This window comes from Cohnella sp. GCM10027633 (assembly GCF_042675445.1).
Taxonomy (GTDB): domain Bacteria; phylum Bacillota; class Bacilli; order Paenibacillales; family Paenibacillaceae; genus Cohnella.
In genome coordinates this window covers 190,070-210,576 of record NZ_JBHTGV010000002.1, presented here as the reverse complement: position 1 = coordinate 210,576, position 20,507 = coordinate 190,070, and the positions used below count along the sequence as shown (strand labels likewise).

Genomic DNA, 20,507 nt, shown 5'->3' with positions numbered 1-20,507 from the left:
CATCTTAATGACAGCGGATTACGGAGTCAATCGATAGACTTCTCCAACCGGTACCAAGGCAAGCGCGCGAGCGGCGCTTCGACGCGGACTCGGCACGGTCCGACCGCCCGGCTTCCGTCATCCCCGACCCATTCGCCTTCCGGGAACGCGATCTCTCGGCTTGTCGATCCCTTCTCCAGGATCGGGGCAACGAGGATCTCGTTCCCGACCATGTATTGATCCTGTACGGACGCGTATCCTTGTCCCGGGAACACGAACTCCATCGCGCGCAGAATCGGCGTCCCCTCCCGGCCCGCTTCGTCCGCGAGGGCGAGAAGCTCTGCGCTCAGTCGCCCGCGCAGCTTCGCGGCTTCCAGGCTGTACGCCGTCATCGTCTCGTCCAGCACCTTCCACGGCGCCGTCGAGAATTGCATCATAGGGAACAGAGCCGCGCACTGCGCGTAGCGGACGAACAGCTCCGGATCGAACGCGGCCCTGCCGAGGTCTCCGTCCCAGCCGCCCCCGACCATGTCCGGACAGTTGAACGAGAAGCCCACGAGCCCCTGCGCGATCGCGTTCGGAATGAGCGATTGGAGGCCGTCGCGTCCCCAGCTATGCGGCTTATCCCGCAACCGTTGCATGAGCGGCGCTCCGCCCATCTTCCAACTGGCGCGGAATTCGCTCAGCGGATAATGCAGACCGAGGCGGCTGTACGCGGCGCAATCCTCGTTCGGAACGTTCGAGCCGCGCCACTCGAAGCCCGCGACCCACTCGCTGTGGCCGTCGCCCGCGGGATCTCCGGCGTCGAACTTGAACCCGTCGATGCCGTATCGCGCCACGAGATCGTCGAGCGTGCCCTTGAACCAATTCCACGCCTCTTCGTACGTGTAGTCCAGCACCGTGCTATACCCGTTCCACCATCTGCGGATCGCGGTCTTCCCGTTCGCGGTCCGAACCAGGTACCCTTGCTTCTCGAGCATTCTGCCCGTGCGGCTGTCCGGACTGACGTACGGGCATACCCACAGCATGACCTTGAAGCCGAGCTCGTGCAGCTCGTCGACCATCTTCTTCGGATCGGGGAAGCGCGCCGGGTGGAAGCTCCACGTGCCGTAATCCTCCATCCAGTTGTCGTCGATGATCAAGACGCCCGGCGGGAACCCCCGGCGAATGATCTCTTGCGCGTAGGCGATCGTCTTCTGTTGCGTCGGTTCGTAGTGCATCTCCATCCACGTGCAATATTGCGGCGCCGTCATCGACAGCGGATCGGGCGTCCGTCCGAGCGCGGGGAAGTGACGGCTTGCGGCTTCGCGATACGCTTCCGGAAGCGAAGCGCCGTCTTCGCTGATCGTGATGTCGCCTTCCGCATCGATATGGAGGGTGCCGGACCGGAATTCGAACTCGAACGGCCGGTCGTGCCAGACGGATCTGCCGCGACTCGATACGAGGAACGGGGAACCCGAGTTTTCTAGCAAGTCGGATAAGTCTTGTCGGACGTCTTCTCCGCCGTACGGCATGCGAACCCCGTCGTGAATCGCGCCGCCCCACCACCGTTCGTCTTCTAACAATGCAATCGTATGTATCGCCATTTTCGGCACTCCCATCGTTTAGGAAAATATTTGCGCAACTATTTTAATCATATCGTCGCACCTCGTTTCCGTCAATGGAGAAATCGTTCTATCCACAAGCAAAAGGGACCTGATTGTCAGGCCCCTTAGGGAATCGCGTTGTTCTATTCAATAAGGCGCTGCATGAAACTCTGCCTCTTCGCTCCGGCTCGCCCGCAGCACCGCCTTCACGTGCTTCAACTGCGCAACGATAATGACGCTGATGATGACGAGCAGGAACCACGAGCTCATCTTGCCGAGGCCGACCATCCGCCAGCCGTCGTGCTGGTCGGGATACTTCCACGCTTGAAAGTACGTCGCGATGTTCTCGGCCAGCCAGATGAAGAAACCGACGAGGACGAAAGCTAGGGTGAGCGGCATCCGGTACGTCGTTGCCCGCACGCGATAGATGATCCGCGTACGCCGGAAGACGATCAGCACGAGCACGGCTAACCACCACCGGATGTCCGGGATGTAATGGTGCGTGAAGAAGTTCAGGTAGATGGCGCCGCCGAGCAATCCCGCCGCGGCCAGGCCCGGCCAGCCCGTCATATCCATGCTCAGCCTGCGCCATGCTTGGCACATATAGCTCGCGACGCTCGCGTACATGAAGCCGCTATAGAGCGGTACGCCGAGCAGCTTCGTATAAGCGGGCTCGGGATACGACCACGAACCCATATGAACCTTGTAAACCTCCAGCACCAAGCCGATCAGATGGAACACGCAGATAACCTTCAGTTCGTCGCGCGTCTCCAATCCGCCGCGGTACATTGCGTACTGCACCGCGAGCAGAATAAGAAGTATGGCGTCGTATCGGTGCAGGAACGGCACTTCGACGACGCTCGACAGCGACAGCGTGCCGAAGATCGCCACGGGAAACACGCAACTCATCGCCTGCTGATAACCGAAGTGCAGCAACTGCACGATCGGCGTAGAGAGTCGCCGTATGTTATTGTTCATCGCTTCGGTATTCCAGAATGTCGCCGGGCTGGCAATCGAGCGCCTTGCAGATCGCCTCCAAGGTGGACAACCGGATCGCCTTCGCCTTGCCGTTCTTCAAGATGGACAGGTTGGCCATCGTGAGCCCGATTCGCTCCGACAGCTCCGTCACGCTCATTTTCCGCTTGGCCAGCATCACGTCAATGTTGATAATCATCGCCATGTCCTATCACCTCAGACCGTGAGATCGTTCTCGGATTTGATATCGATCGCCTGACGCAGCAGCTTCTCTAGGACGGCCGCGAACACCGCGATTACCATCGACGCGAAGATGACGACCATGCCGATCAGGATGACGCCGGGAGCATCGTCCCGCTCCGCGAACAAGTAGAAGAGCGGCATGCCCAATACCCACAAGGCGCTGATCGCAAGCGCGCACTGCTTGATCCGCATGAGCGCCGTAACGGACAGCTCCGAGAATGCGTCGTTGCGATCGATGTACGTGAGCAAGTTGAACGCCAGGTACAGCGCGAAGTAGAACGGAATCGCCGACGCATACAGATCGAGGTACGCGAGCGGTCTCAAATACGCATGGTCCGGGTACATTTCCACCAAGTAATTCGCGATCTCGGGCACGACGAAGATGCACACGGCAAGGACCGGCAACCCCATCAAGACGACGGCCGCCTTCAGGAATAACGTAGGGACGCGTTTCATGGCCACACCTCAATTCGATATTTTCGTATTGAATGTAGCACATTATTTATCGTAATTCAATAAATTTATATTGAAAAAGCGAAGAAGGCGCAGCGCGATTGCCTGCACCTTCTCCGCTCTTATGAAATCCGCCTGCGATCCGTCGCTTACCCTTGCTTCACCAGATGGTCCGCCGTGCGGAACGCGAGCGCCATGATCGTCAGCACCGGGTTGACGCCGCCGTTGGTGACGTGTACCGAACCGTCGCTCACCCAGAGGTTGTCGTAGCCGTGCACCCGTCCCGAACGATCGGTGACGGACGTCTCCGGATCGTCGCCCATGCGCAGCGTGCCGGCCTGATGCTGCCCGCCGCTAAGCCACCCGCCGACGGGTCCCGTATGCCACAATCGCTTCGCCCCGGCGGCCGTAAGCCAATTGCCCGCTTGCTCGACGAGCATGTTCGCCGCGCGAACCGATTCGGTGTGAATGCTCCCGGACAGCTGCGCCACCGGCATGCCGTAGCGGTCCTTGACCGCTCTCGACAACCGCACGCGAGCGTCCGGCGTCGGAATTTCCTGGATCGGGCCTTGAATCTGGCTCGTCCGAGAGTAGCTGTCGCGCATCGTCTCCTTGCCTGCGATTCCCCACCTCGCGGCGTCCGGCGCCAGCGCCCGGAACCAATGGATGAGCGGCAGCCGGGTGAACTCGTTGGCGAGCAACCCTCCGCCGATGACCCCCGCATTACCATGGGCAAAACGAAGCGTCGCGACGCTCACGCCCGGACCGCCGTCTTGGACCGGATCGTCGAACAAGCCGAAAGCGCCCACGTAGACGTGGCCCTGGAGATGCCGGCCGACTTGCCCATGCCGGTTACCGACGCCGTCCGGCTCCGAATCGCTGGCCGAAGCCATCAGCAAGCGCGCGCTCTCGATCGCACCGGCCGCCGCGATGACATGGCCCGCCCGCACTTCCCGCCGGCGTACGGATCCGCCGGCTTCTTGCGCCAGAACCACGCCGGTCGCGCGCTTGCCGCCTTCGGTTACGATCCGCTCCACAATCGTCTCGCAGAGCAGGTCGCAGTTGCCGGTCGCGAGCGCCCGCACGAGCATCGTATTGTGTCCCCCGTTCTTGCTGTTCGTCGGACAGGCGAATCCGACGCATTGGCCGCAACGCCCGCAAGCCGGACGCCCGTCGCGCTCCACGGAGTTGATGAGCAGCGGCACCGGACCGACGTCCCAGCCGAGCTTCTCCGCCGCTCGGGCCAGCCGGTCGCCGTCCGAGTTGTTCGATAGCGGCGGCATCGGATAAGGGCGGCTCCGTTTCCCGTGACCGGGATGGGCGTTCCCGTCCCCGGATACGCCGATTTCCCATTCGGCCCGCACGTAGTAAGGCTCGAGCTCCTCGTACGTAATCGGCCAATCGGCAAGCGAGCTGCCGTCGGGAACGCCGTAGCGCGTCGCCATCCGGAAGTCGTCCGGATGGAACCGCCAAGCCTGCGCTCCATAGACGCGCGTACCGCCGCCGACCGTCATGGCGTTATTATGATAGTCGCCTTCGAAAGGCAGCGTAATCCGTTCTCCTCCGTCGGGCGATACTATCGTCCTAGGATGGCCTTCGATGTCAGGCCCCGTGTTATGACCATACTTGCTTAACCGATGGTTGCGCAGATGGTCCCGGCCGACTTGATCGTAGCGAAGCCAGCTGCCGCGTTCGACGACGAGCACGCAGATGCCCGCTTCCGCCAATACGCAAGCGGCGACCGAGCCTCCGGCACCGGCGCCTACGACGATCGCGTCGTAGCTGTCACGAAGCTGATCGAACGAGATGCGGTGCAGCTCGGTCTCTTCTACCGGAACCGTGCTCCCGTCGAGCGGTCCGGCGCGGAACCCCATCATCTCCCACGACTTGCCCCCGCGATTCCCGCCCGCCTCGGGATTGCCATAGTAACCTTCAGTCACTAGACTCAATAGCTCGTCGAAGAAGAGCCTTGCCGGGACGGGACGGTCGCCGAACCGATCTTGCTCGAGCTCTTGCAGCATGCCGTCTTGCTCCTCCGCCGACAGCTCCGCGAACGAACGGCCGTATCGGTCGACCGCCCATGCGGTCAGTTCGATCAAGCCTGGCGCGATGACCTCGTTCCAGTGCTTCGGATCCTCGGCCGCTCGATGTTCCAAGTAAGTCATGACGCCCGATTCCGTCGCCGAAGGCCACGCATCGGCTGGTATGAGCCGATCGGCAACCGCTTCCAAGGCGGAATATATCTCTTCCGTAATGACACTTTGATTGCCAGTCTGCATCTGTTCCGCCCCTCCCTATGACATGCATAGCCTTATCCTATCAGACGCAGGGACGCTCGTGTATCCTGATTCGACTCCATTAACGGGACTTTTCGTCCTTAGGTTATTTACATGTGGATAACATTCGGTGTGGATATGTGGACTTCGTTAACGCAGAGCAAACAAATCGCAAGGGAGCCGGCGGTTAATATGTGCATAAGCCTGTGGGTAAGTGGGACAAGACGGGGATAATGCCGAAAAAGGCTATAGCCGTCCTGCTGGACGGCTATAGCCTAATCTGGCGCAAAGGGTCGGTTTATTCCGCAATCATCACCCGAAGCTTCGCCTTATGTTCCCCCTGCTCCAGCTTCCACCCCGGCTTGCCGAAGTACGGCGTGCCGTCCGGCTTCCACAGCAACCGCTGCACGCGGGCGTGCCGGTTCGGGTCGTATAGCGGATCGCCTTCGATCTCCCGGTACGGTCTGGCATGATACACGAACAGATCCGCGGCGCCGTCCTCGGACACCGTGAAGCTATTGTGTCCTGGGCCGTACTCGGAAGCTTCCTCGTTGCTGACGAATACCGGCTCCTTCGACTTCGTCCACGAAGCCGGATCGAGCAGATCGCTCGTCTCATCGGCCAATAACAAGCCCATGCAATAGCGGTCGTCGGTACCGCTGGCGGAGTACGCGATGAATACTTTCCCGTTCCGCGCCAGCACGGCCGCTCCTTCGTTCACGCGATGCCGTTGAACCTCCCATTCGTACTCCGGCGAAGAGAGCTTGACGGGTTCCCCGGAGATCGTCCACGGGTTGTCCATCGGCGCGATGTATAGACAGGAATCCTCGATGATCTGCGCCCATACCAAGTACCTCCGTCCCCGGTGCTCGAACGTCGTCGCATCCAACGAGAAGCTTGCGACGGGCAACTGGATTCTCCCCCGCTCGGTCCAAGCGCCCGTCAACGGATCATCGTCCTTGCATTCCAGAACATATGGACGGATCGCCCACTTGTCCTCGGCCGTCCCCGCGGCGAAATAGATATACCATCGTCCGTCGATCCGGTGCAGCTCCGGCGCCCAGATATGATTGCCCATCTCTCCGGCGTCGCGCTTCGTCCAGACGACCGTCTCTTCCGCTTCGGCGAGTCCCGCCACGGTGCGCGAGCGCCTCAGCACGAGTCGATCGTACGCCGGGACGGACCCGGTCATATAGTAGTAACCGTCCGTATGCTTCATGACGAAAGGATCGGCGCGATTCGGAACGAGCGGATTCGGATACTCGTCCGCCCGTACGGTGCCTTCCACGACAAAGCTGCCCGGCTTGTCCAGAAGCGACGGATCGATCGGCTCCCAATCGACCGGGAACTTCCCGACGATTCCGCCCTCGAGCACGACCTCGACGCTGCCCGGCAAGCTCGGCGACTCTCCCGCCGCCGCTACGGCGGCTAACGGCTTCACTTCCGCGATTCTCATCTTAGCGGATCCCTCTCCTTGTCCCTGCACGTAATCGGATGACAAGAGTATAGAAGGTTGCTCCCCGCCGTTCAATCGCCTAATCCGATCAATTGCTATCCTATCGTGCTGCGGATCGGTTAGAACCTTCCGATCGCGACGAACAACGCCAATGCCAGGAACACGACGTTCACGCCGATATCGCGAGCTTCATGGCGCTTCAAGTGGAACAGCGCGCCCAGCAGGACGACTACCGCCAGCAAGCTTGCGGAGATCGGCGTCCATGCCGGCGCGATCCCCGTCGCCTCGGGCACGATCAGCCCGATCGCCCCGAGCAGCTCCGCCGCGCCGATGAACGCGACCAACCCTCTCGGGACGTCCTTCACCCATCCCCAGTCCTTGGCCGCCAGATCGACCCGAACCGCCTTTAACCACCCCGAATAGATGAATCCGAACGCGAGCAATCCTTGCGCGATCCACAACGCGACGTTCATTGTCTACCCTCTCCCTATCGTTCGGATGGTGTATCCTTTCGTCCGATAGGTGTATAATACGCCCTAGGTGTCACATGATGAAGTAGTTACTTTATTTAAACCTAGTATACTTATCGATACCATGACCCTTTACAGCGATCGGAGGCCGTTCCATGTCATCCTACTGCAAATTCGAATCCGCGCTCGAGATTCTCGTCGGGAAGTGGAAGCCCGTCATTCTGCTGCGCCTGTTCGCGAACGGGACGATGCGGTTCGGCGAGCTTCAGAAGGCGATACCCGACATTACGAAGAAGATGCTCACGCAACAACTAAGGGAACTGGAATACCACGATATCGTTCATCGCGAAGTGTATCACCAGGTCCCTCCGAAGGTGGAATATTCGATTACGGAATACGGTCAAGGCATGAGAGCCGTCCTGCAGGTGCTGAACGATTGGGGCGTTACGCATCTCTCTCATTTGAATGAATTATATGGCGATCGTCCTATTCAGCGAGACGAACGCCCCGATCAAGACGGTTAATCCGCTACTCCGGCTTCAACGCCACGAACACGTCGATCTCGTTATCCTCTTGATCGGGCTTATAGCGTTCGTCCCACACTTCGAAGTCGAAGCCGTCGGGCTGGCGTCCGTTCTCTCTCGTCCATTGTCCGTAGAGCAAGTCGTACGTGCGGCCGAGGTCGGATTCGAGCCCTACGTGCGTCACGGTCACATACTGCCTGGCGGGCAGGACGTGGACGATCAGGCCTTCCGGCGGCGCGGTTCCTGCCGACACTTCGTAGCCGATGATCTGCGTGAAACGGTCGACGTGCGGATTGAAGTTCTCTTTCATCGGATAGATCTGCACCAAGTGAACATGCTCGGACGACCGCTCGAATTCCTCCTTGCGGCCGGTCACGGTCCGGTATGCATGCTTGCCGATATCCGATTCCACGATCTCCTGAAGATTAGCTTCATACTTGATCCCGATGACGGTAAAAGACGGCAATTCGATCACTGTCGGTTGTTCCGTACGGTTAGCGGTTGTCATGGACGATTCCTCCGATTAGGTTTGATTGTGCAATCTTCCGATTAGCTCCGCGATGTTAATCCCGTTAATCGTTAACCCCTCGATCTCGCAATCTTCGATCGTAACGTTCTTCAGATTGCAAGACTTGATCGTGCTGCCGGCCATCTCGCACTGTTCGAACCGCATCGGCCGCTGCTCGCCTTGATCTTCCCGGTACGCCGGATGTCCGACGGGCGGCAAGCCGATTCCGTGAATGTAAGCCCCGCCCAGCTGCGCCTCGAAGATCTCCAGATCGGACAAGTTCGCGTCCTTGATGAGAATCCGGGCCATATTGACGTTCGTGAATTTGGAATCGCTCAATTCGACGCAATCGAACTCGGACCCTTTCATAAAGGAAAACTTAGCCGTCAGCTTCTCGTTCTGGTGAATGAAATTCATCGTTCATCCCTCCGTATTCTTAATAGGTGCGTAGATGTCGTAATCGAAGAAGTCGATCTCCGAACGGGGAAGCCATCATCGCCTCCCGCTATTCGTTCGTTACAATGGAACGCTATTCTGCGCGATTCATGATGCGTCGTCTCTCTCCCCGTCGATGCCGCCGAAGGCGAGGTGGTAGCCGTCCGGATCCTCGACGACGAACTCCTTCCACGGCCCAAAGTCCGGATAGACGACCGGCTCCCTCGCGAACTTGGCGCCTTTGCTCTTGAATTCCTCGTACAAGCCGTCGAGCCCCGCCCACGTCACGGTATAGCCCTGCACGTCGATCCCCGTGTCCGCGCCGCTCTCCGGCGGGTTCGGAACCGGCTTGAAGCCTTCCGGCGCCTGATGCAGCTTCAGCGCCATGCCGTTCAATCCGTCCCGCTCCGCCCACCAATCGGTCACGTTGAAGCCGAGCACTTCCCGGTAATACTGCCGCGAACGAGCGATGTCGGATACCGCGAGCACGCTAAGCGAACTGCCGATCTGTTTCCCCATCCAAGAGCGCCTCCAAATCATAGATACGTGAATATGCGAATATACATTCGCCTTTTGGCATGGGAAATCCTGCTAAAGCAAAGGGTAATTTGGTGGAATAATAATTTTTACAACCCAGCTACAGAATTCTTTTCCTGATTCTATACTCTTGCGGTTGTTTTCCCGTCCTCAATTTAAACCATTTGCAAAAATAATGAACGCTGCCGAATTGCATGGACTCGGAGATTGAGGTTGAAGTAAGGTCGGTCTCGACCAGCAGACGTTGAGCCTCTGTAAGTCTAGCTTGGTCATGAAACGTATGCGGCGCTATACCGAACCGTCCCTTGAATATTCGAGACACATAATCGTGGCTATAGGGCATCCATTGCGTCAACCATGCGGGATTGTAGCTTTGACCGCCAAGTTCGGCGAGATTATCTTTGACCTTAGCGATTTGTCTGTCGAGAGGGGAGCCGAAAGATTGTTCTTCGCTCGCCCATCGAAACACTTTGACGATAAGTTGGGTCAACAATCCTCTTAGAATCAGCTCGTTCATTCGCTTCCCGCCGCGATATTCATCAACAATTTGTTCGAAGTGCGGCAACGGCCAAGTCCCCGTCTCCATCCGCCTAGGGAACACTCGTTCCGGATCCGGTTCGTAACGATCGAACTGCTCCCAATTTACGTCCGCTATCTTATTAATAATATTGTCGCCTTCTTGACCCAGATCTCCTGCGAATGCGAAATGCAGCCCGTACAGAACCAAGGGTTCTTCCACGCTCGATTCGAACCAATGCGGCTCCCCGGGTCCGTACGCGAATAAGCAGCCGGCATTCGCCCGAAACGACTCGTTGCCGATCCGCGCCTTTCCCTTGCCCTTCCTGACGTAGATCCATTGATAATCTCCCACAATACGCGGCCCGAACGACTCACCCGGGCGACAGACGAGCCGGTTGGAGTAATGCACGACCGGTTGCAACACAGTCGATTCCCATTCGCGATATTGCACGATATTCAACCCTCTCTCTAATCATTCCGATAGATTACAATCTAATACGCTCATGTTCAAATTCATTATAACGGCCTGATGCTATGATTGTATTAATACCGAGAGGAGGATTCCAATGAACGCCTTACCTGTAAATGACAATGACAAGAAACCGATCTCCGGAACGTTCGCCGATTCCACCGAGCTATTGAACCACCCCGAGCAACTGCGGGCCACGGCCGAACAGGACGGTATGTTATTCTTCCGCGGTCTTATCCCGAGAGAACGCGTGCTGCAAGTAAGAAGAGAAATTCTGAGTATCCTCAACAGCTACGGAATCTTGGACGAACGAGCGGAATTGATGGATGGCATGGCGGATATAGAAGCCGTCAACCGATATAGCGACGATGACCTGAAGTGGAACGGCGTCGGCGTTACGCAGGACATGTACCGCGACATTCAGAAGCTTGAAGCCTTCCATGCCCTGGCTCATTCCCCCGAGGTAAAAGCCATGTTCGCGAAGTTATTCAACGACGTTCCATTCCCTCATCCCCGGCATATCGGCAGAATCATGTTGCCCCACCGCGATGCGAAGATCACGCCGTCCCATCAGGATTTCCTTCATATCCAGGGCGCCGCCAACACTTGGACTTGCTGGATTCCGCTCGGCGACGTCTCTAGAAGTCTCGGAGGATTGACCGTGTTAAAGGGAAGCCATAAATCCGGACTTCTTGGCGTAACGAACGCGCCCGGTGCCGGAGGGTTGGAGACGATTCTGTGCGGACTGAACTACGAATGGGAGACCATCGACTTCGAAGCCGGAGATGTGTTGACCTTCCATAGTCACACCGTTCATAAGTCGACGCCCAATCTTGTCGCCGGGAAAATTCGGCTGTCCTGCGACTATCGCTACCAACCGATCAGCGAAGTCATCGAGGGTGCTTCATTAAAGCCTCACGGTCCATATGAATGGGATGACCTCTACGAAGGTTGGACCAGCGAAGATCTGAAGTATTACTGGAAAAGCAACGACTTCCAATACACGGAGTTCGACGATTCGATCCGTTGGCAGAAAGAGAAAATTTGTTAATTCCCTATCAGATCCTGCTCCATACAAAAAGCTGCATGCTCTGAATATCGGAGCTCGCAGCTTTTTGTTCTACCCTTTAACGGAACCGAGCACGATTCCTTTCGTGAAGTACTTCTGGAGGAACGGATACAGGATGAGAATCGGCAGGGCGGTAACGAATACCTGCGCCCCTTTCAAGGTTCTGTCCGACACGTTAGCGAACATCTTCGCATCGTCCAGAGTCATAATATCGTTCCCTTTAACGACAGCTTGCAGCATCGTCTGAAGCGGATAATCGGCCATGTCCGTCATATACAGCAATCCCGCGAACCAGTCGTTCCAATGACCGACGAAATGGAATAGCGTCACCGTTGCAATTACCGGCATGGATAACGGCAGAATAATACGAGTCAAGCTCGTAAAATAAGAAGCTCCATCTATGAATGCCGCCTCTTCGATTTCACTCGGCAATTGCTTCAAGAAGTTCATCATCAAGATTACGCTGAAGATCGGCACTCCGCCAGGCAGCACCAAAGCCCAGACCGAGTTCATTAGTCCAAGATCGTGCACGATAATGTACGTAGGAACCAACCCGCCGTTGAATAGCATGACGAAGATCATCCCCCACATATAAATATGCCGACCCTTGAATTGTTTGGTTGATTTAGCTAACGGATACGCCATGAGTACCGTAAGGAGATTGTTGATTAGCACGCCCAGTAACGTTCTTTCGGTGGAAATCCAGAATGCCTTCAATACTTCCGGGCGAGTCATAATGACTTTATAGGACTGCACGGTGAAATCAACCGGCCACAATCCGACTAAATTGGCGTTCGCCGCATGGCTGCTGCTCAGGGAGACGGCTAGTACGTTAATAAGCGGAAGAATACATAGGAATGCCGCTCCGGCAAGTATGATGTAGTTAAATATTGCAAACGTTCGCGTTCCCCATGAATCATGTAATTTGTTCATCTGTTGCCCTCCCGAAGGAACATTGCGATTAATAGTCTAGAATACGCGGTATCTCGTCAATTTGTACGCCAACCAATATCCCGCTATGATCAACACGCTATTGACGACGGATTTGATCAGTCCAACCATCGTGCTGAGGCTCCAGTTCGTTTCCTTAAACGCGACACGATACACATAGGTATCCAGAATATCTCCCTTGTCCATCACTAAGGGATTGTAGAGATTAAAGATTTGTTCGAACCCTGCGTTCAATACGCTGCCTAAACTGAGTATCGCCGTCAATAAAATAATAGGTACGATGCCCGGAATCGTAATATGAATCGTCTGCTTCCAACGATTCGCTCCATCGATGACGGAGGATTCGTACAACGCAGGATCGATTCCCGTCAACGCCGCCAAGTAAATGACGGTACCCCACCCAAAGTTTTTCCAAATGTCCGTCAATATGATAATCCAGGGAAAGCTCCGGTTATCTCCAAGGTAATAGAAGGGCTCCATTCCAAACCAACCTAGAAACGAGTTCACGATTCCCGATAAGGAAAATACGTCCAAAATAAGACCGGCAAGAATGACCCAGGATAGAAAGTGCGGCAAATAAATAATCGTCTGTATGCCTTTCTTGAACAAGCTCTTCCGAACTTCATTAAGCATTAAAGCAATAATAATCGGCACAGGAAATCCGATAAGAATCTTCATTCCGGCAATAAATATCGTATTCTTCGTCACGCGCCACACGTCTGGCAGTTCGAGCATGAAGTTGAAATACTTCAACCCGACCCAGGGTGAATCCCATATCCCTTTAGAAGGCATAAACTCTTTAAAGGCAATCAATAATCCGTAAAGCGGTAAATAGGAGAACAGAATGAGAAAAATAACGCCAGGCGCAATCATGAGATGAAGTTGCCATTCATTCGTTGCTAGACGCCTCTTGATCGAATTCATGAAGACACCACCAATGCCCGATTAGATGTGCCAAGTCTCGCCGCAATGACGAGCCTTGGCACTCGATTACGATTACAACTTACTTCTGGCTAGCCAACTCGGCGTTCATTTCGTCAACGATTTGCTTTCCGCCCAGGTCGTTATACTGCTTAATGAAGCCGTCATAAGAATCGACCGGCGCACTGCCTACGATAATTTTAATAATCGTTTGATTCTCCAGATCGAGCAAGGATGCGCTCTTGAGCTTGCCCGTTTCCGTCGCTCCTCCGAACCAGCCGTTGTACACGATCGTTTTGTAGCTGTTTGCGTTCGGTACGCCTTCCAAGAATGTTTTATACCAGGCCCAGTTCGCCGCGTCCCCTTCTTTGCCCTTCTTCACATTCTGGAACGTTACGCGTTGGTCGACGGGCATATTCTCATCCGTGCCGGACTTGAAAGCTTCCGTGAAGAGATTGTAACGATTCGCGTTCGCATCCGGACGATCGTTGAATACCGGCAGCCAGTTGTTAATGCTGGCATTCGCGTATTTCGGATCTTTGTTCAACTCCATCCAAGCCTTCGCCCACTCATTATCGAGGTTGCTGTAAGAAGTCTCGGCAAGGTTATTCAGAAGAACGATCAACGCTTCAGGATGCTCGAATCCTTTGCGAACTACGAAATATCCAGCTACGTTGATCGGCACGTTAGGTTGGTACTCCGCTCCGCCGAGACCCGGCATAGGCATGCTGACGAAGTCGGCTTCTTTAACATTCTTCGGTACGTCTTGCAATGGCCACAATGGCGAGAAAAATTCACCGATCAGAATGCCGACTTTGCCCTGGGACACAAGTTCCATCGATTTCGGCATATCTTTGGTCACGAACTCCTTGTCGATAACGCCTTCTTTGTACAAGTCCGCTAACATCGTCAAGCCCTGTTTCATATTCGGGTTCAAGCTTCCGTATGTCAGCTTGCCTTCGGCATCTTGTTGATACACTTTAGGATAGGCGCCGTAAGCGTTCATCAAGGCGGTGAATTTAAGATCCAACTGGTTGTTCATGGACAATCCGAACGTATTCGGTTTGCCATCGCCATCCGGATCCTCTTTGGCGAAACGTTTCGCCAGATCGATCAACTCTTCGAAAGTCTTCGGCATCGTTGCACCGAGCTTGTCCATCCAGTCTTTACGGATATAGACAACCGGCGAGCCGTTTAAGGCATCCGTTACGTTAGGCATGCCGTAAATCTTGTCGGCACGCTGAGCGCCCTTGAACAATAAGCCGTCTTTGTATCCGACGATTTCTTTTGTTTTATCCGTTGCGTATTTGTCGAAGTAGGGTTTCATGTCTTCAAGCATGTCGTTCTTGATGAGTTGGTCAACGTCGGCTTGCTCCGCGAAGAAAATATCCGGCAGGTCGTTGCTGGCAATACCAAGCTTGATACGCTCGCGATAGTTCTCGTAAGGCACGGCGAATTTGTTGGAGGCTTTAATATTTGTCGTCTTCTCCATCATTTCATACACCGCGTTGTTGCCTGGATCTTCGCCCTCAGGGTAGACCTTGATGTCGAATACATTCTTCGCGAAAACGACATTGACGGGTTCCTTGAATTTGTAATAATCGACCGCTTCAGTCGAAGTAGCCGTAGATGAAGCACTTGCCGATTCCCCTTGTGTTGCTGTCGGACTTGCCGAACCCCCGTTGTTACTGTTGTTACTGTTGTTGCTGCAGGCCGTTGCCATGACAAGTGACAAAGCTAAAGTCGCCAGCAGAGTGACGCGTAGCGGTGCTGATTTCACATGCATCCAATCCTTTCGAAGAAAGTTATTGTGTTTGCCACAGTTTTATCGTAATGGATAGACCCTATTGCCCATAAGAAGAAAGTCTTTACGTTCGTGCACGATTTTGTCCTCTGTCGCCATTTGAGTTTTTATAATGAAAAGACGATTCCCTCACGGGAATCGTCTTGGTTGGACCTATTTACAATTATGAAGTCGATAAAGCGGAAGATCGAAAATCCTGCGGCGGAATGCCCACCGTCTTGCGGAATACCTTCGAGAAATAGTTCGCGCTTTGAAATCCCAGCATGTCGGACACATCCTGAATGCGGTAACGTTCCTCAAGCAACAACCTCTTGGCTTCTTCCATCCGTACTCGCGTAATAAAACTCATCAATTGCTCTCCCGTAATCTGATGAAATAAGCGAGAGAGGTAGGATGGACTTACAAACTTCAGCTTGGCCAACGCGTTAAGGGTTAGGTCCTCGTTCAGATGTTGAAGGATATACTCTTTAACTTGAGAGACGAGCAAGTCGGAAGGATTGTCGCGAACCGCTCCCATCTTAGCGGAGATATGATGGAAGAGCTGCACGAGAAAACTCTTCATGGAATCGATATCCCGATGGGCTTTGAAATTCCCCAAGCGCTCGGTAGTCTGCGAATCCAATTGGTTCTGTAGATTATACAGAAGTAGAAATTGAGTAAGTTGATGTGCAATGGCAACATAATGCAGAGATAATTGTTCGTGGCTAGACAACCCCGCCCCATTCCTGCCGAAGGCATGATCAATGCAACGCTCGAACCTCTCCGAATCCCTTGTCTTGAGTGCTTCGGACAGCTCTTGAGTCATCCGATTCAGAAGTTGATATTGAATCGCCGAAGACTTGTGCCGGTCGGGAGACACAAGCAGCGTACTGCTGAATGAACAGAGTCGTAATGACGATTCCGCATACCAGAATGCTTCAGGCCACTTCTCCCAAGACGATGCTTGGGGAGTCAGAACGATCGAGAATGTAATCCCAAACACGCGTTGGACGGTCTCATGCGCAATCGCCAATCGTTCATTCCACTGCTCCAAATCGGGCTCCGGTTCATCCGTCAGCGCTTGAAGGAGTACAACGTACCAGCCTTCGAAACGAAAGTTTACGAATTGATATTTGCCTAACCATAGTTCATTGACCACATTCTGCACGGAAAATTGCAGTAACAATTCGTCTTCCTTACGGAAACGCGTACCGAAGTCATCGATTCGCATAATCAAAGTCCATACCGCTCTCTTTGCAGAGAGCGGTATTTTCTTCTCAATGAAGGCATCCGCCAATGATAGGGTATGATCGGTCTCCCCTCTGAGCAGTCGCGCCCACCATTTGTCCTGCATTAACGGAAGCGCTTGACGCGATAAATTTTGGGCTTCATCTAAGGAAAGCATCATGTTATACACTTGATCGAGCTGTCCCATCGCTGACTGCAGGCTTTCCACAACCTCTTCGTCCTCAGCCGGCTTGAGCAAGTAATTAAACGCTCCCAGTTGCAATGCCTTTCTTGCATAATCGAAATCCGAATATCCGGACAGGAAGATGACCGCCGTATGCTGCCATCTCTCTTTTACTCTATGCACGAGTTCAAGTCCGTCCATCTCAGGCATCCGAATATCAGCGAGAACGATATCGAATGGCTCTTGCTCGAATTTCCTAAGCGCTTCTCTTGCGGAGAAGGAATAGCAAATTTCGCTAAACTGCAATAGGGAATCCGTTAGCATCTCCGCTAACCCTTCCGCGATCGCGGGTTCATCGTCAACGATAAGCAGTCTATACATGTCCGGTCACCCCCTGCATACTGGATGTCTTGAACGAAGGCTGTTCCTCTGCCCGAGAATTGAGCCGATCCAACGGGATTCGAATCGAGGCCATAAAGCCTTCAGGCGCTTCATTCGTCAGCGTCAACCCGCTATCGTCTCCATATAGATGTTGAAGTCTCCAATTAATATTCCATAAGCCGACATGCTCTGACCCATTCGATTGCTTATCCAACCGGTTCATCAGTTTCAGCCAGCGCTCCGTTTCCATTCCTTTCCCGTTATCTTTGACATCTATTCGCAGGAACCCTTCCTCTCGGAAGCACGCAACCTTAAGATAACCAGGACGATCGACCCGTTCGATTCCGTGTAGCAAGGCGTTCTCGACAAGCGGTTGCAGAAGCAGACCCGGAACTTGGAGCTTCAGCAAGTCAGGTTGAATGTCAATATGGAATTCCAGGCGGTTCGAGAATCTCATCTTCTGAATTTCCAAGTACGTTTTGGTGTATTTAATTTCTTCGGACAATGGAACCTCGCGAGATCCCTGCTGGGTAACGAACCGGAAATAATCCCCTAAATACTTGCATAGCTTGGCGACTTGCTCCATCTCGCCCGACTTTGCCATTCGATAACCGATATAGAAACAATTAAAGAGAAAATGGGGGTTAATCTGCGACTGCAGCTGCTTTAATTCGGCTTGCTGACGTTGAATCTTGCTCTCGAATACTTCGCCGATCAGACTTCGAAGCTGCACGACCATCTTGTTGAATTGCTTATATACAAATCCGAATTCATCCTTCTGACTAACGGGCAAGGAAGAGTTCAAATTCCCGATTTCCACTTCTCGCATCATCTTGACAAGCTTATGAAGAGGCTTATGAATCTGATTATACGTAAACCAAGAGTATAGTATTGCGAATAAAACCATACTGATCGTTATGCCGAAATACCATTTCCAGATTACCGATACAGGAGAGAGAACGTCTTTCTCGGCAATGTAGGAAACCAATGTGAAATTGCGATCCGTCGAGCGTTGTACGAGATACGCTTTCCCCTCAACATGGATGCGGCTCGTCTCTTCTCCGTCCAATTGTTCGTAAATGTTACGATCCAGGGTTTCCGATGTCTCGTCCCCGATTCTTTTCTTCGTCTCTTCGTCAATGAGGAATACTTTGAACTTCTGGTTATCGTCCACCCTGTTCATCGTTTCAATAATGCGCCCCTGCGAAAGCTGCGTACCCAGGATGTAAAGCGCGTTTTTATTATTCTCGTCCGTGACAGCCGACGAAAAAGTAATCGTATCGTTGGCAATGTAACTGACGATTTCATCCGCATGGTTCATATGTCTGCGAAGAATGGTCTCGTCCATCGTCTTGATGGTCGTGACTCCCTCGTTCACGGAAAACTTAAGTTTGGATTGGGGAAGCAGCAGGAATACATCGGTGACGTATTCGCTTGAATAGTTCACGATCTTCATCTTCGAACGGATGCTGTTCGCAAGCTTGACAAAGTCATAACTAAAGCCGTCATTCTGGTGTAAATAGACGGCCGGCATATCGGAGTCATTGTTAAGCGCGATTAACATTTGGTTAACGTTGCGCAGTTCTTCCTGCAAGTAGTTCATGAAAAATTGCAGCTTGGAATGGGCGGATTGCTGAGCTTGATTCGATAAAGAATTCCCTGCTACCCACAACGCCCCGTAACAAATCGCGGTAAAGGGGATCATCACCGCAAGGAAACCAAGGAACATTTTACGGAACACGCCCGTTCGCATTAAACCCTTTACTCCCACCACCACTCTTCTCCTCACCTCCCCCAAGACATACTTCCATGCTTGAGACTCCACTCGTTGACTTCCCGCGTTATAGATGCCCCCCCAAGCGCAAGCCACCGTTCCTTGAAATTGTCATAGTCAGCTAATGAAGCTCCCATGATTATCTGGGTGATTTGTTCGTATTCCAATCGGTTAAGCGCTTGTCCCTTCATTTGCATTTCCGGTGTCGGAGCATCGAAGAAAGCGGAGTACTGGAATTTCGGATATTGGCCGAGCACGGATTCGGCTTCGTCGAACACTTTACGATACGCCCACGAGTTGAGCTGATCCCCCGCTTGAATTTTATAATTGTAGATACTAATAGCAGCGGAAGAAGTGAGCTTGGATGTATCTCCCGTCCTCAGCGCCTCGCTAATTTCTTTGCCGGTCTGCAAATTGCGAAAAGGCGAGTCGAAGAGATAGGGCTTCATATAAAGATGGGCGGAGAAGTCCATATAAGGACCTTCTCCCGCCTTTTTCCAGAATGCGCCCGGCTCTCCTTCATTAGATTGCATCATATAGGTGACATTCAAAGCTTTGACCAAGGCTTCGGGATGCGCATAGCCCTTCCTCACGACGACCCAGCTCCCCACGAAGGGTTGCGCTTTCGGCACGGCTAATTGTCCGTTTACGGTAGGAACGGGCGCCACGATCCAATCGGCGGCAGGGTTGTTCATGACGGTTTGCTTAAGAGGCCAGAGCGGATAATGAAACGGCCCGAACACGATGCCGATCTTGCCTGCCGAGATATCATCCCCTACCTTCGTCAAATCCTTGAAGGGGAATTCCGGATCAATGACGCCGGAATCATACCAACCCTTGATCAATCGAAGCACGGGAATCATCTTGTCGGATAAGGAACCGTATTGCAGGCCGCCTGCACCCGAGTTCAACCACAAACCCGGATAAGCCCCCATCCCGGCGGCTACCGCATCGAGCGTCATTCCCCCGGGAAGGGCTCCCGCACCTTGGCCTGTCCCTTGCTCGAATGCGACCCCCCAAGTATCTTTAAGCCCATTGCCATCCGGATCTTGCTCGGCGAATGCATGAACGACCACGTTTAATTCCTCTGTCGTTCTAGGGACTTCAAGCTTCAAGCGACTTAGCCAGTCTTTGCGGATATACATCAGAGCGACTGAATTGCCCATATCGTAAGGCAACGGTATTCCGTATATTCGGCCCTCTTTGGTCGCCGGAGTAAAGGCGATATTGTTCTGATAACCCATGTTTTCTTTCAAACCAGGCAACGCGTATCGGGCCCAGATCTCGGTCAGATCCTCTACCTGGTTATTCTTAATCATGCGGGATAGCTGCTCCATGGAAACTTGGACTGCGTCGGGCAAATCGTTACTCGCGATATCCAGGTCGATTTTCTCCGTAATTTTACTGCCGTCCGCAACCCATTTGTTCCGAAAATCAATATTCAGGAAAGATTTCATATATCGGGTATGCAAATTATCTTCGATGCTCTCGCCGGGTGCAAACTGCATGACATTGTTCATTCCTGCCCATACGCTCATCCGGATGGTCTCGGGATATGGGGTAATCGGACCCTCAATTTCCATGTCCTTATCGCGAATTGGAGAATTGGATGGAGAAAAGTCGCAACCGGCTATTAAGCTAAGGAATAGTACGCAAAGAAATCCAACCCCGTATAATCTTCTCTTCGAGTTAAGGACCACCTGGTTCAGCCCCCTGCCAATACGTTTTCCTACTATCATAACATCTCGCCTGGCAGGCACCACAAACATATCATGGAAGCGCTGAGT

The 20,507-nt window shown here is 53.6% G+C and carries 19 protein-coding genes; 2 read left to right on the top strand and 17 right to left on the bottom strand.

The genetic code is table 11. The features are described 5' to 3' along the window. Nucleotides 1–26: 26 nt before the first annotated feature. From ACFQZG_RS05620 to ACFQZG_RS05590, 7 genes are all read right to left on the bottom strand, one after another. Nucleotides 27–1,565: a glycoside hydrolase family 31 protein gene (locus ACFQZG_RS05620; protein ID WP_378150580.1), complete on the bottom strand. Its 1,539-nt coding sequence runs from the start codon at nucleotides 1,563–1,565 to the stop codon at nucleotides 27–29. A gap of 147 nt (nucleotides 1,566–1,712) precedes the next feature. Beyond that, complete coding sequence (locus ACFQZG_RS05615) at nucleotides 1,713–2,543, bottom strand: DUF817 domain-containing protein (RefSeq protein WP_378150579.1); 831 nt, start codon at nucleotides 2,541–2,543, stop codon at nucleotides 1,713–1,715. After that, complete coding sequence (locus ACFQZG_RS05610; protein ID WP_378150578.1) at nucleotides 2,533–2,745, bottom strand: helix-turn-helix domain-containing protein; 213 nt, start codon at nucleotides 2,743–2,745, stop codon at nucleotides 2,533–2,535. Before ACFQZG_RS05610 ends, ACFQZG_RS05615 begins: the two co-directional genes overlap by 11 nt. Before the next feature lie 11 nt (nucleotides 2,746–2,756). Next, nucleotides 2,757–3,239: a DUF2975 domain-containing protein gene (locus tag ACFQZG_RS05605; RefSeq protein WP_378150577.1), complete on the bottom strand. Its 483-nt coding sequence runs from the start codon at nucleotides 3,237–3,239 to the stop codon at nucleotides 2,757–2,759. A gap of 146 nt (nucleotides 3,240–3,385) precedes the next feature. Further along, on the bottom strand, nucleotides 3,386–5,515 hold the full coding sequence (locus tag ACFQZG_RS05600) for a GMC family oxidoreductase (protein ID WP_378150576.1): 2,130 nt from the start codon (nucleotides 5,513–5,515) through the stop codon (nucleotides 3,386–3,388). A gap of 295 nt (nucleotides 5,516–5,810) precedes the next feature. Next, entirely contained in the window at nucleotides 5,811–6,968 is a 1,158-nt protein-coding gene (locus tag ACFQZG_RS05595; protein ID WP_378150575.1) for a family 43 glycosylhydrolase, read from the bottom strand. A 119-nt stretch (nucleotides 6,969–7,087) separates the two neighbouring features. Next, a complete protein-coding gene (locus ACFQZG_RS05590) occupies nucleotides 7,088–7,441 on the bottom strand; it encodes a DoxX family protein (RefSeq protein ID WP_378150574.1) in 354 nt (117 codons plus the stop codon). A 152-nt stretch (nucleotides 7,442–7,593) separates the two neighbouring features. Between ACFQZG_RS05590 and ACFQZG_RS05585 the strand changes: the two genes are divergently transcribed. Then, nucleotides 7,594–7,962: a winged helix-turn-helix transcriptional regulator gene (locus tag ACFQZG_RS05585; protein WP_378150573.1), complete on the top strand. Its 369-nt coding sequence runs from the start codon at nucleotides 7,594–7,596 to the stop codon at nucleotides 7,960–7,962. Nucleotides 7,963–7,966: 4 nt separating this feature from the next. Here ACFQZG_RS05585 and ACFQZG_RS05580 read toward each other — a convergent pair whose 3' ends face one another. The 4 genes from ACFQZG_RS05580 to ACFQZG_RS05565 all read right to left on the bottom strand — a co-directional run bounded on the left by ACFQZG_RS05580 (nucleotide 7,967) and on the right by ACFQZG_RS05565 (nucleotide 10,412). After that, nucleotides 7,967–8,470, bottom strand: coding sequence for a GyrI-like domain-containing protein (locus ACFQZG_RS05580; protein ID WP_378150572.1), 504 nt, complete (start codon nucleotides 8,468–8,470; stop codon nucleotides 7,967–7,969). A 15-nt stretch (nucleotides 8,471–8,485) separates the two neighbouring features. Beyond that, nucleotides 8,486–8,887, bottom strand: a complete 402-nt coding sequence (locus ACFQZG_RS05575) for a pentapeptide repeat-containing protein (protein WP_378150571.1) — start codon at nucleotides 8,885–8,887, stop codon at nucleotides 8,486–8,488. 126 nt (nucleotides 8,888–9,013) lie between these two features. Then, a complete protein-coding gene (locus ACFQZG_RS05570) occupies nucleotides 9,014–9,424 on the bottom strand; it encodes a VOC family protein (protein ID WP_378150570.1) in 411 nt (136 codons plus the stop codon). A gap of 118 nt (nucleotides 9,425–9,542) precedes the next feature. Then, nucleotides 9,543–10,412, bottom strand: a complete 870-nt coding sequence (locus tag ACFQZG_RS05565; RefSeq protein ID WP_378150569.1) for a helix-turn-helix domain-containing protein — start codon at nucleotides 10,410–10,412, stop codon at nucleotides 9,543–9,545. A 115-nt stretch (nucleotides 10,413–10,527) separates the two neighbouring features. Here ACFQZG_RS05565 and ACFQZG_RS05560 point away from each other — a divergent pair, with 115 nt between their 5' ends. After that, entirely contained in the window at nucleotides 10,528–11,481 is a 954-nt protein-coding gene (locus ACFQZG_RS05560) for a phytanoyl-CoA dioxygenase family protein (protein WP_378150568.1), read from the top strand. Nucleotides 11,482–11,550: 69 nt separating this feature from the next. Here ACFQZG_RS05560 and ACFQZG_RS05555 read toward each other — a convergent pair whose 3' ends face one another. From ACFQZG_RS05555 to ACFQZG_RS05530, 6 genes are all read right to left on the bottom strand, one after another. Continuing rightward, a complete protein-coding gene (locus ACFQZG_RS05555; RefSeq protein WP_378150567.1) occupies nucleotides 11,551–12,432 on the bottom strand; it encodes a carbohydrate ABC transporter permease in 882 nt (293 codons plus the stop codon). Between the two features lie 36 nt (nucleotides 12,433–12,468). Then, nucleotides 12,469–13,374 (bottom strand): ABC transporter permease, encoded by a 906-nt coding sequence (locus ACFQZG_RS05550; protein ID WP_378150566.1) that lies wholly within the window; start codon nucleotides 13,372–13,374, stop codon nucleotides 12,469–12,471. 79 nt (nucleotides 13,375–13,453) lie between these two features. Further along, nucleotides 13,454–15,151: a type 2 periplasmic-binding domain-containing protein gene (locus tag ACFQZG_RS05545; RefSeq protein ID WP_378150565.1), complete on the bottom strand. Its 1,698-nt coding sequence runs from the start codon at nucleotides 15,149–15,151 to the stop codon at nucleotides 13,454–13,456. 187 nt (nucleotides 15,152–15,338) lie between these two features. Further along, entirely contained in the window at nucleotides 15,339–16,946 is a 1,608-nt protein-coding gene (locus ACFQZG_RS05540) for a response regulator (protein ID WP_378150564.1), read from the bottom strand. Then, on the bottom strand, nucleotides 16,939–18,723 hold the full coding sequence (locus ACFQZG_RS05535) for a sensor histidine kinase (RefSeq protein WP_378150563.1): 1,785 nt from the start codon (nucleotides 18,721–18,723) through the stop codon (nucleotides 16,939–16,941). Before ACFQZG_RS05535 ends, ACFQZG_RS05540 begins: the two co-directional genes overlap by 8 nt. Nucleotides 18,724–18,731: 8 nt before the next feature. Continuing rightward, nucleotides 18,732–20,258 (bottom strand): extracellular solute-binding protein, encoded by a 1,527-nt coding sequence (locus ACFQZG_RS05530; RefSeq protein ID WP_378150562.1) that lies wholly within the window; start codon nucleotides 20,256–20,258, stop codon nucleotides 18,732–18,734. Nucleotides 20,259–20,507 lie beyond the last annotated feature (249 nt).

Bases quoted from the DNA above. Each gene is read 5' to 3' on its own strand.
- ACFQZG_RS05555 (WP_378150567.1), bottom strand. From the start codon at position 12,432: ATGAACAAATTACATGATTCATGGGGAACGCGAACGTTTGCAATATTT.
- ACFQZG_RS05605 (WP_378150577.1), bottom strand. From the start codon at position 3,239: ATGAAACGCGTCCCTACGTTATTCCTGAAGGCGGCCGTCGTCTTGATG.
- ACFQZG_RS05540 (WP_378150564.1), bottom strand. From the start codon at position 16,946: ATGTATAGACTGCTTATCGTTGACGATGAACCCGCGATCGCGGAAGGG.
- ACFQZG_RS05615 (WP_378150579.1), bottom strand. From the start codon at position 2,543: ATGAACAATAACATACGGCGACTCTCTACGCCGATCGTGCAGTTGCTG.
- ACFQZG_RS05560 (WP_378150568.1), top strand. From the start codon at position 10,528: ATGAACGCCTTACCTGTAAATGACAATGACAAGAAACCGATCTCCGGA.
- ACFQZG_RS05610 (WP_378150578.1), bottom strand. From the start codon at position 2,745: ATGGCGATGATTATCAACATTGACGTGATGCTGGCCAAGCGGAAAATG.
- ACFQZG_RS05585 (WP_378150573.1), top strand. From the start codon at position 7,594: ATGTCATCCTACTGCAAATTCGAATCCGCGCTCGAGATTCTCGTCGGG.
- ACFQZG_RS05575 (WP_378150571.1), bottom strand. From the start codon at position 8,887: ATGAATTTCATTCACCAGAACGAGAAGCTGACGGCTAAGTTTTCCTTT.
- ACFQZG_RS05600 (WP_378150576.1), bottom strand. From the start codon at position 5,515: ATGCAGACTGGCAATCAAAGTGTCATTACGGAAGAGATATATTCCGCC.
- ACFQZG_RS05570 (WP_378150570.1), bottom strand. From the start codon at position 9,424: ATGGGGAAACAGATCGGCAGTTCGCTTAGCGTGCTCGCGGTATCCGAC.
- ACFQZG_RS05530 (WP_378150562.1), bottom strand. From the start codon at position 20,258: ATGAGCGTATGGGCAGGAATGAACAATGTCATGCAGTTTGCACCCGGC.
- ACFQZG_RS05620 (WP_378150580.1), bottom strand. From the start codon at position 1,565: ATGGCGATACATACGATTGCATTGTTAGAAGACGAACGGTGGTGGGGC.
- ACFQZG_RS05595 (WP_378150575.1), bottom strand. From the start codon at position 6,968: ATGAGAATCGCGGAAGTGAAGCCGTTAGCCGCCGTAGCGGCGGCGGGA.
- ACFQZG_RS05550 (WP_378150566.1), bottom strand. From the start codon at position 13,374: ATGAATTCGATCAAGAGGCGTCTAGCAACGAATGAATGGCAACTTCAT.
- ACFQZG_RS05580 (WP_378150572.1), bottom strand. From the start codon at position 8,470: ATGACAACCGCTAACCGTACGGAACAACCGACAGTGATCGAATTGCCG.
- ACFQZG_RS05590 (WP_378150574.1), bottom strand. From the start codon at position 7,441: ATGAACGTCGCGTTGTGGATCGCGCAAGGATTGCTCGCGTTCGGATTC.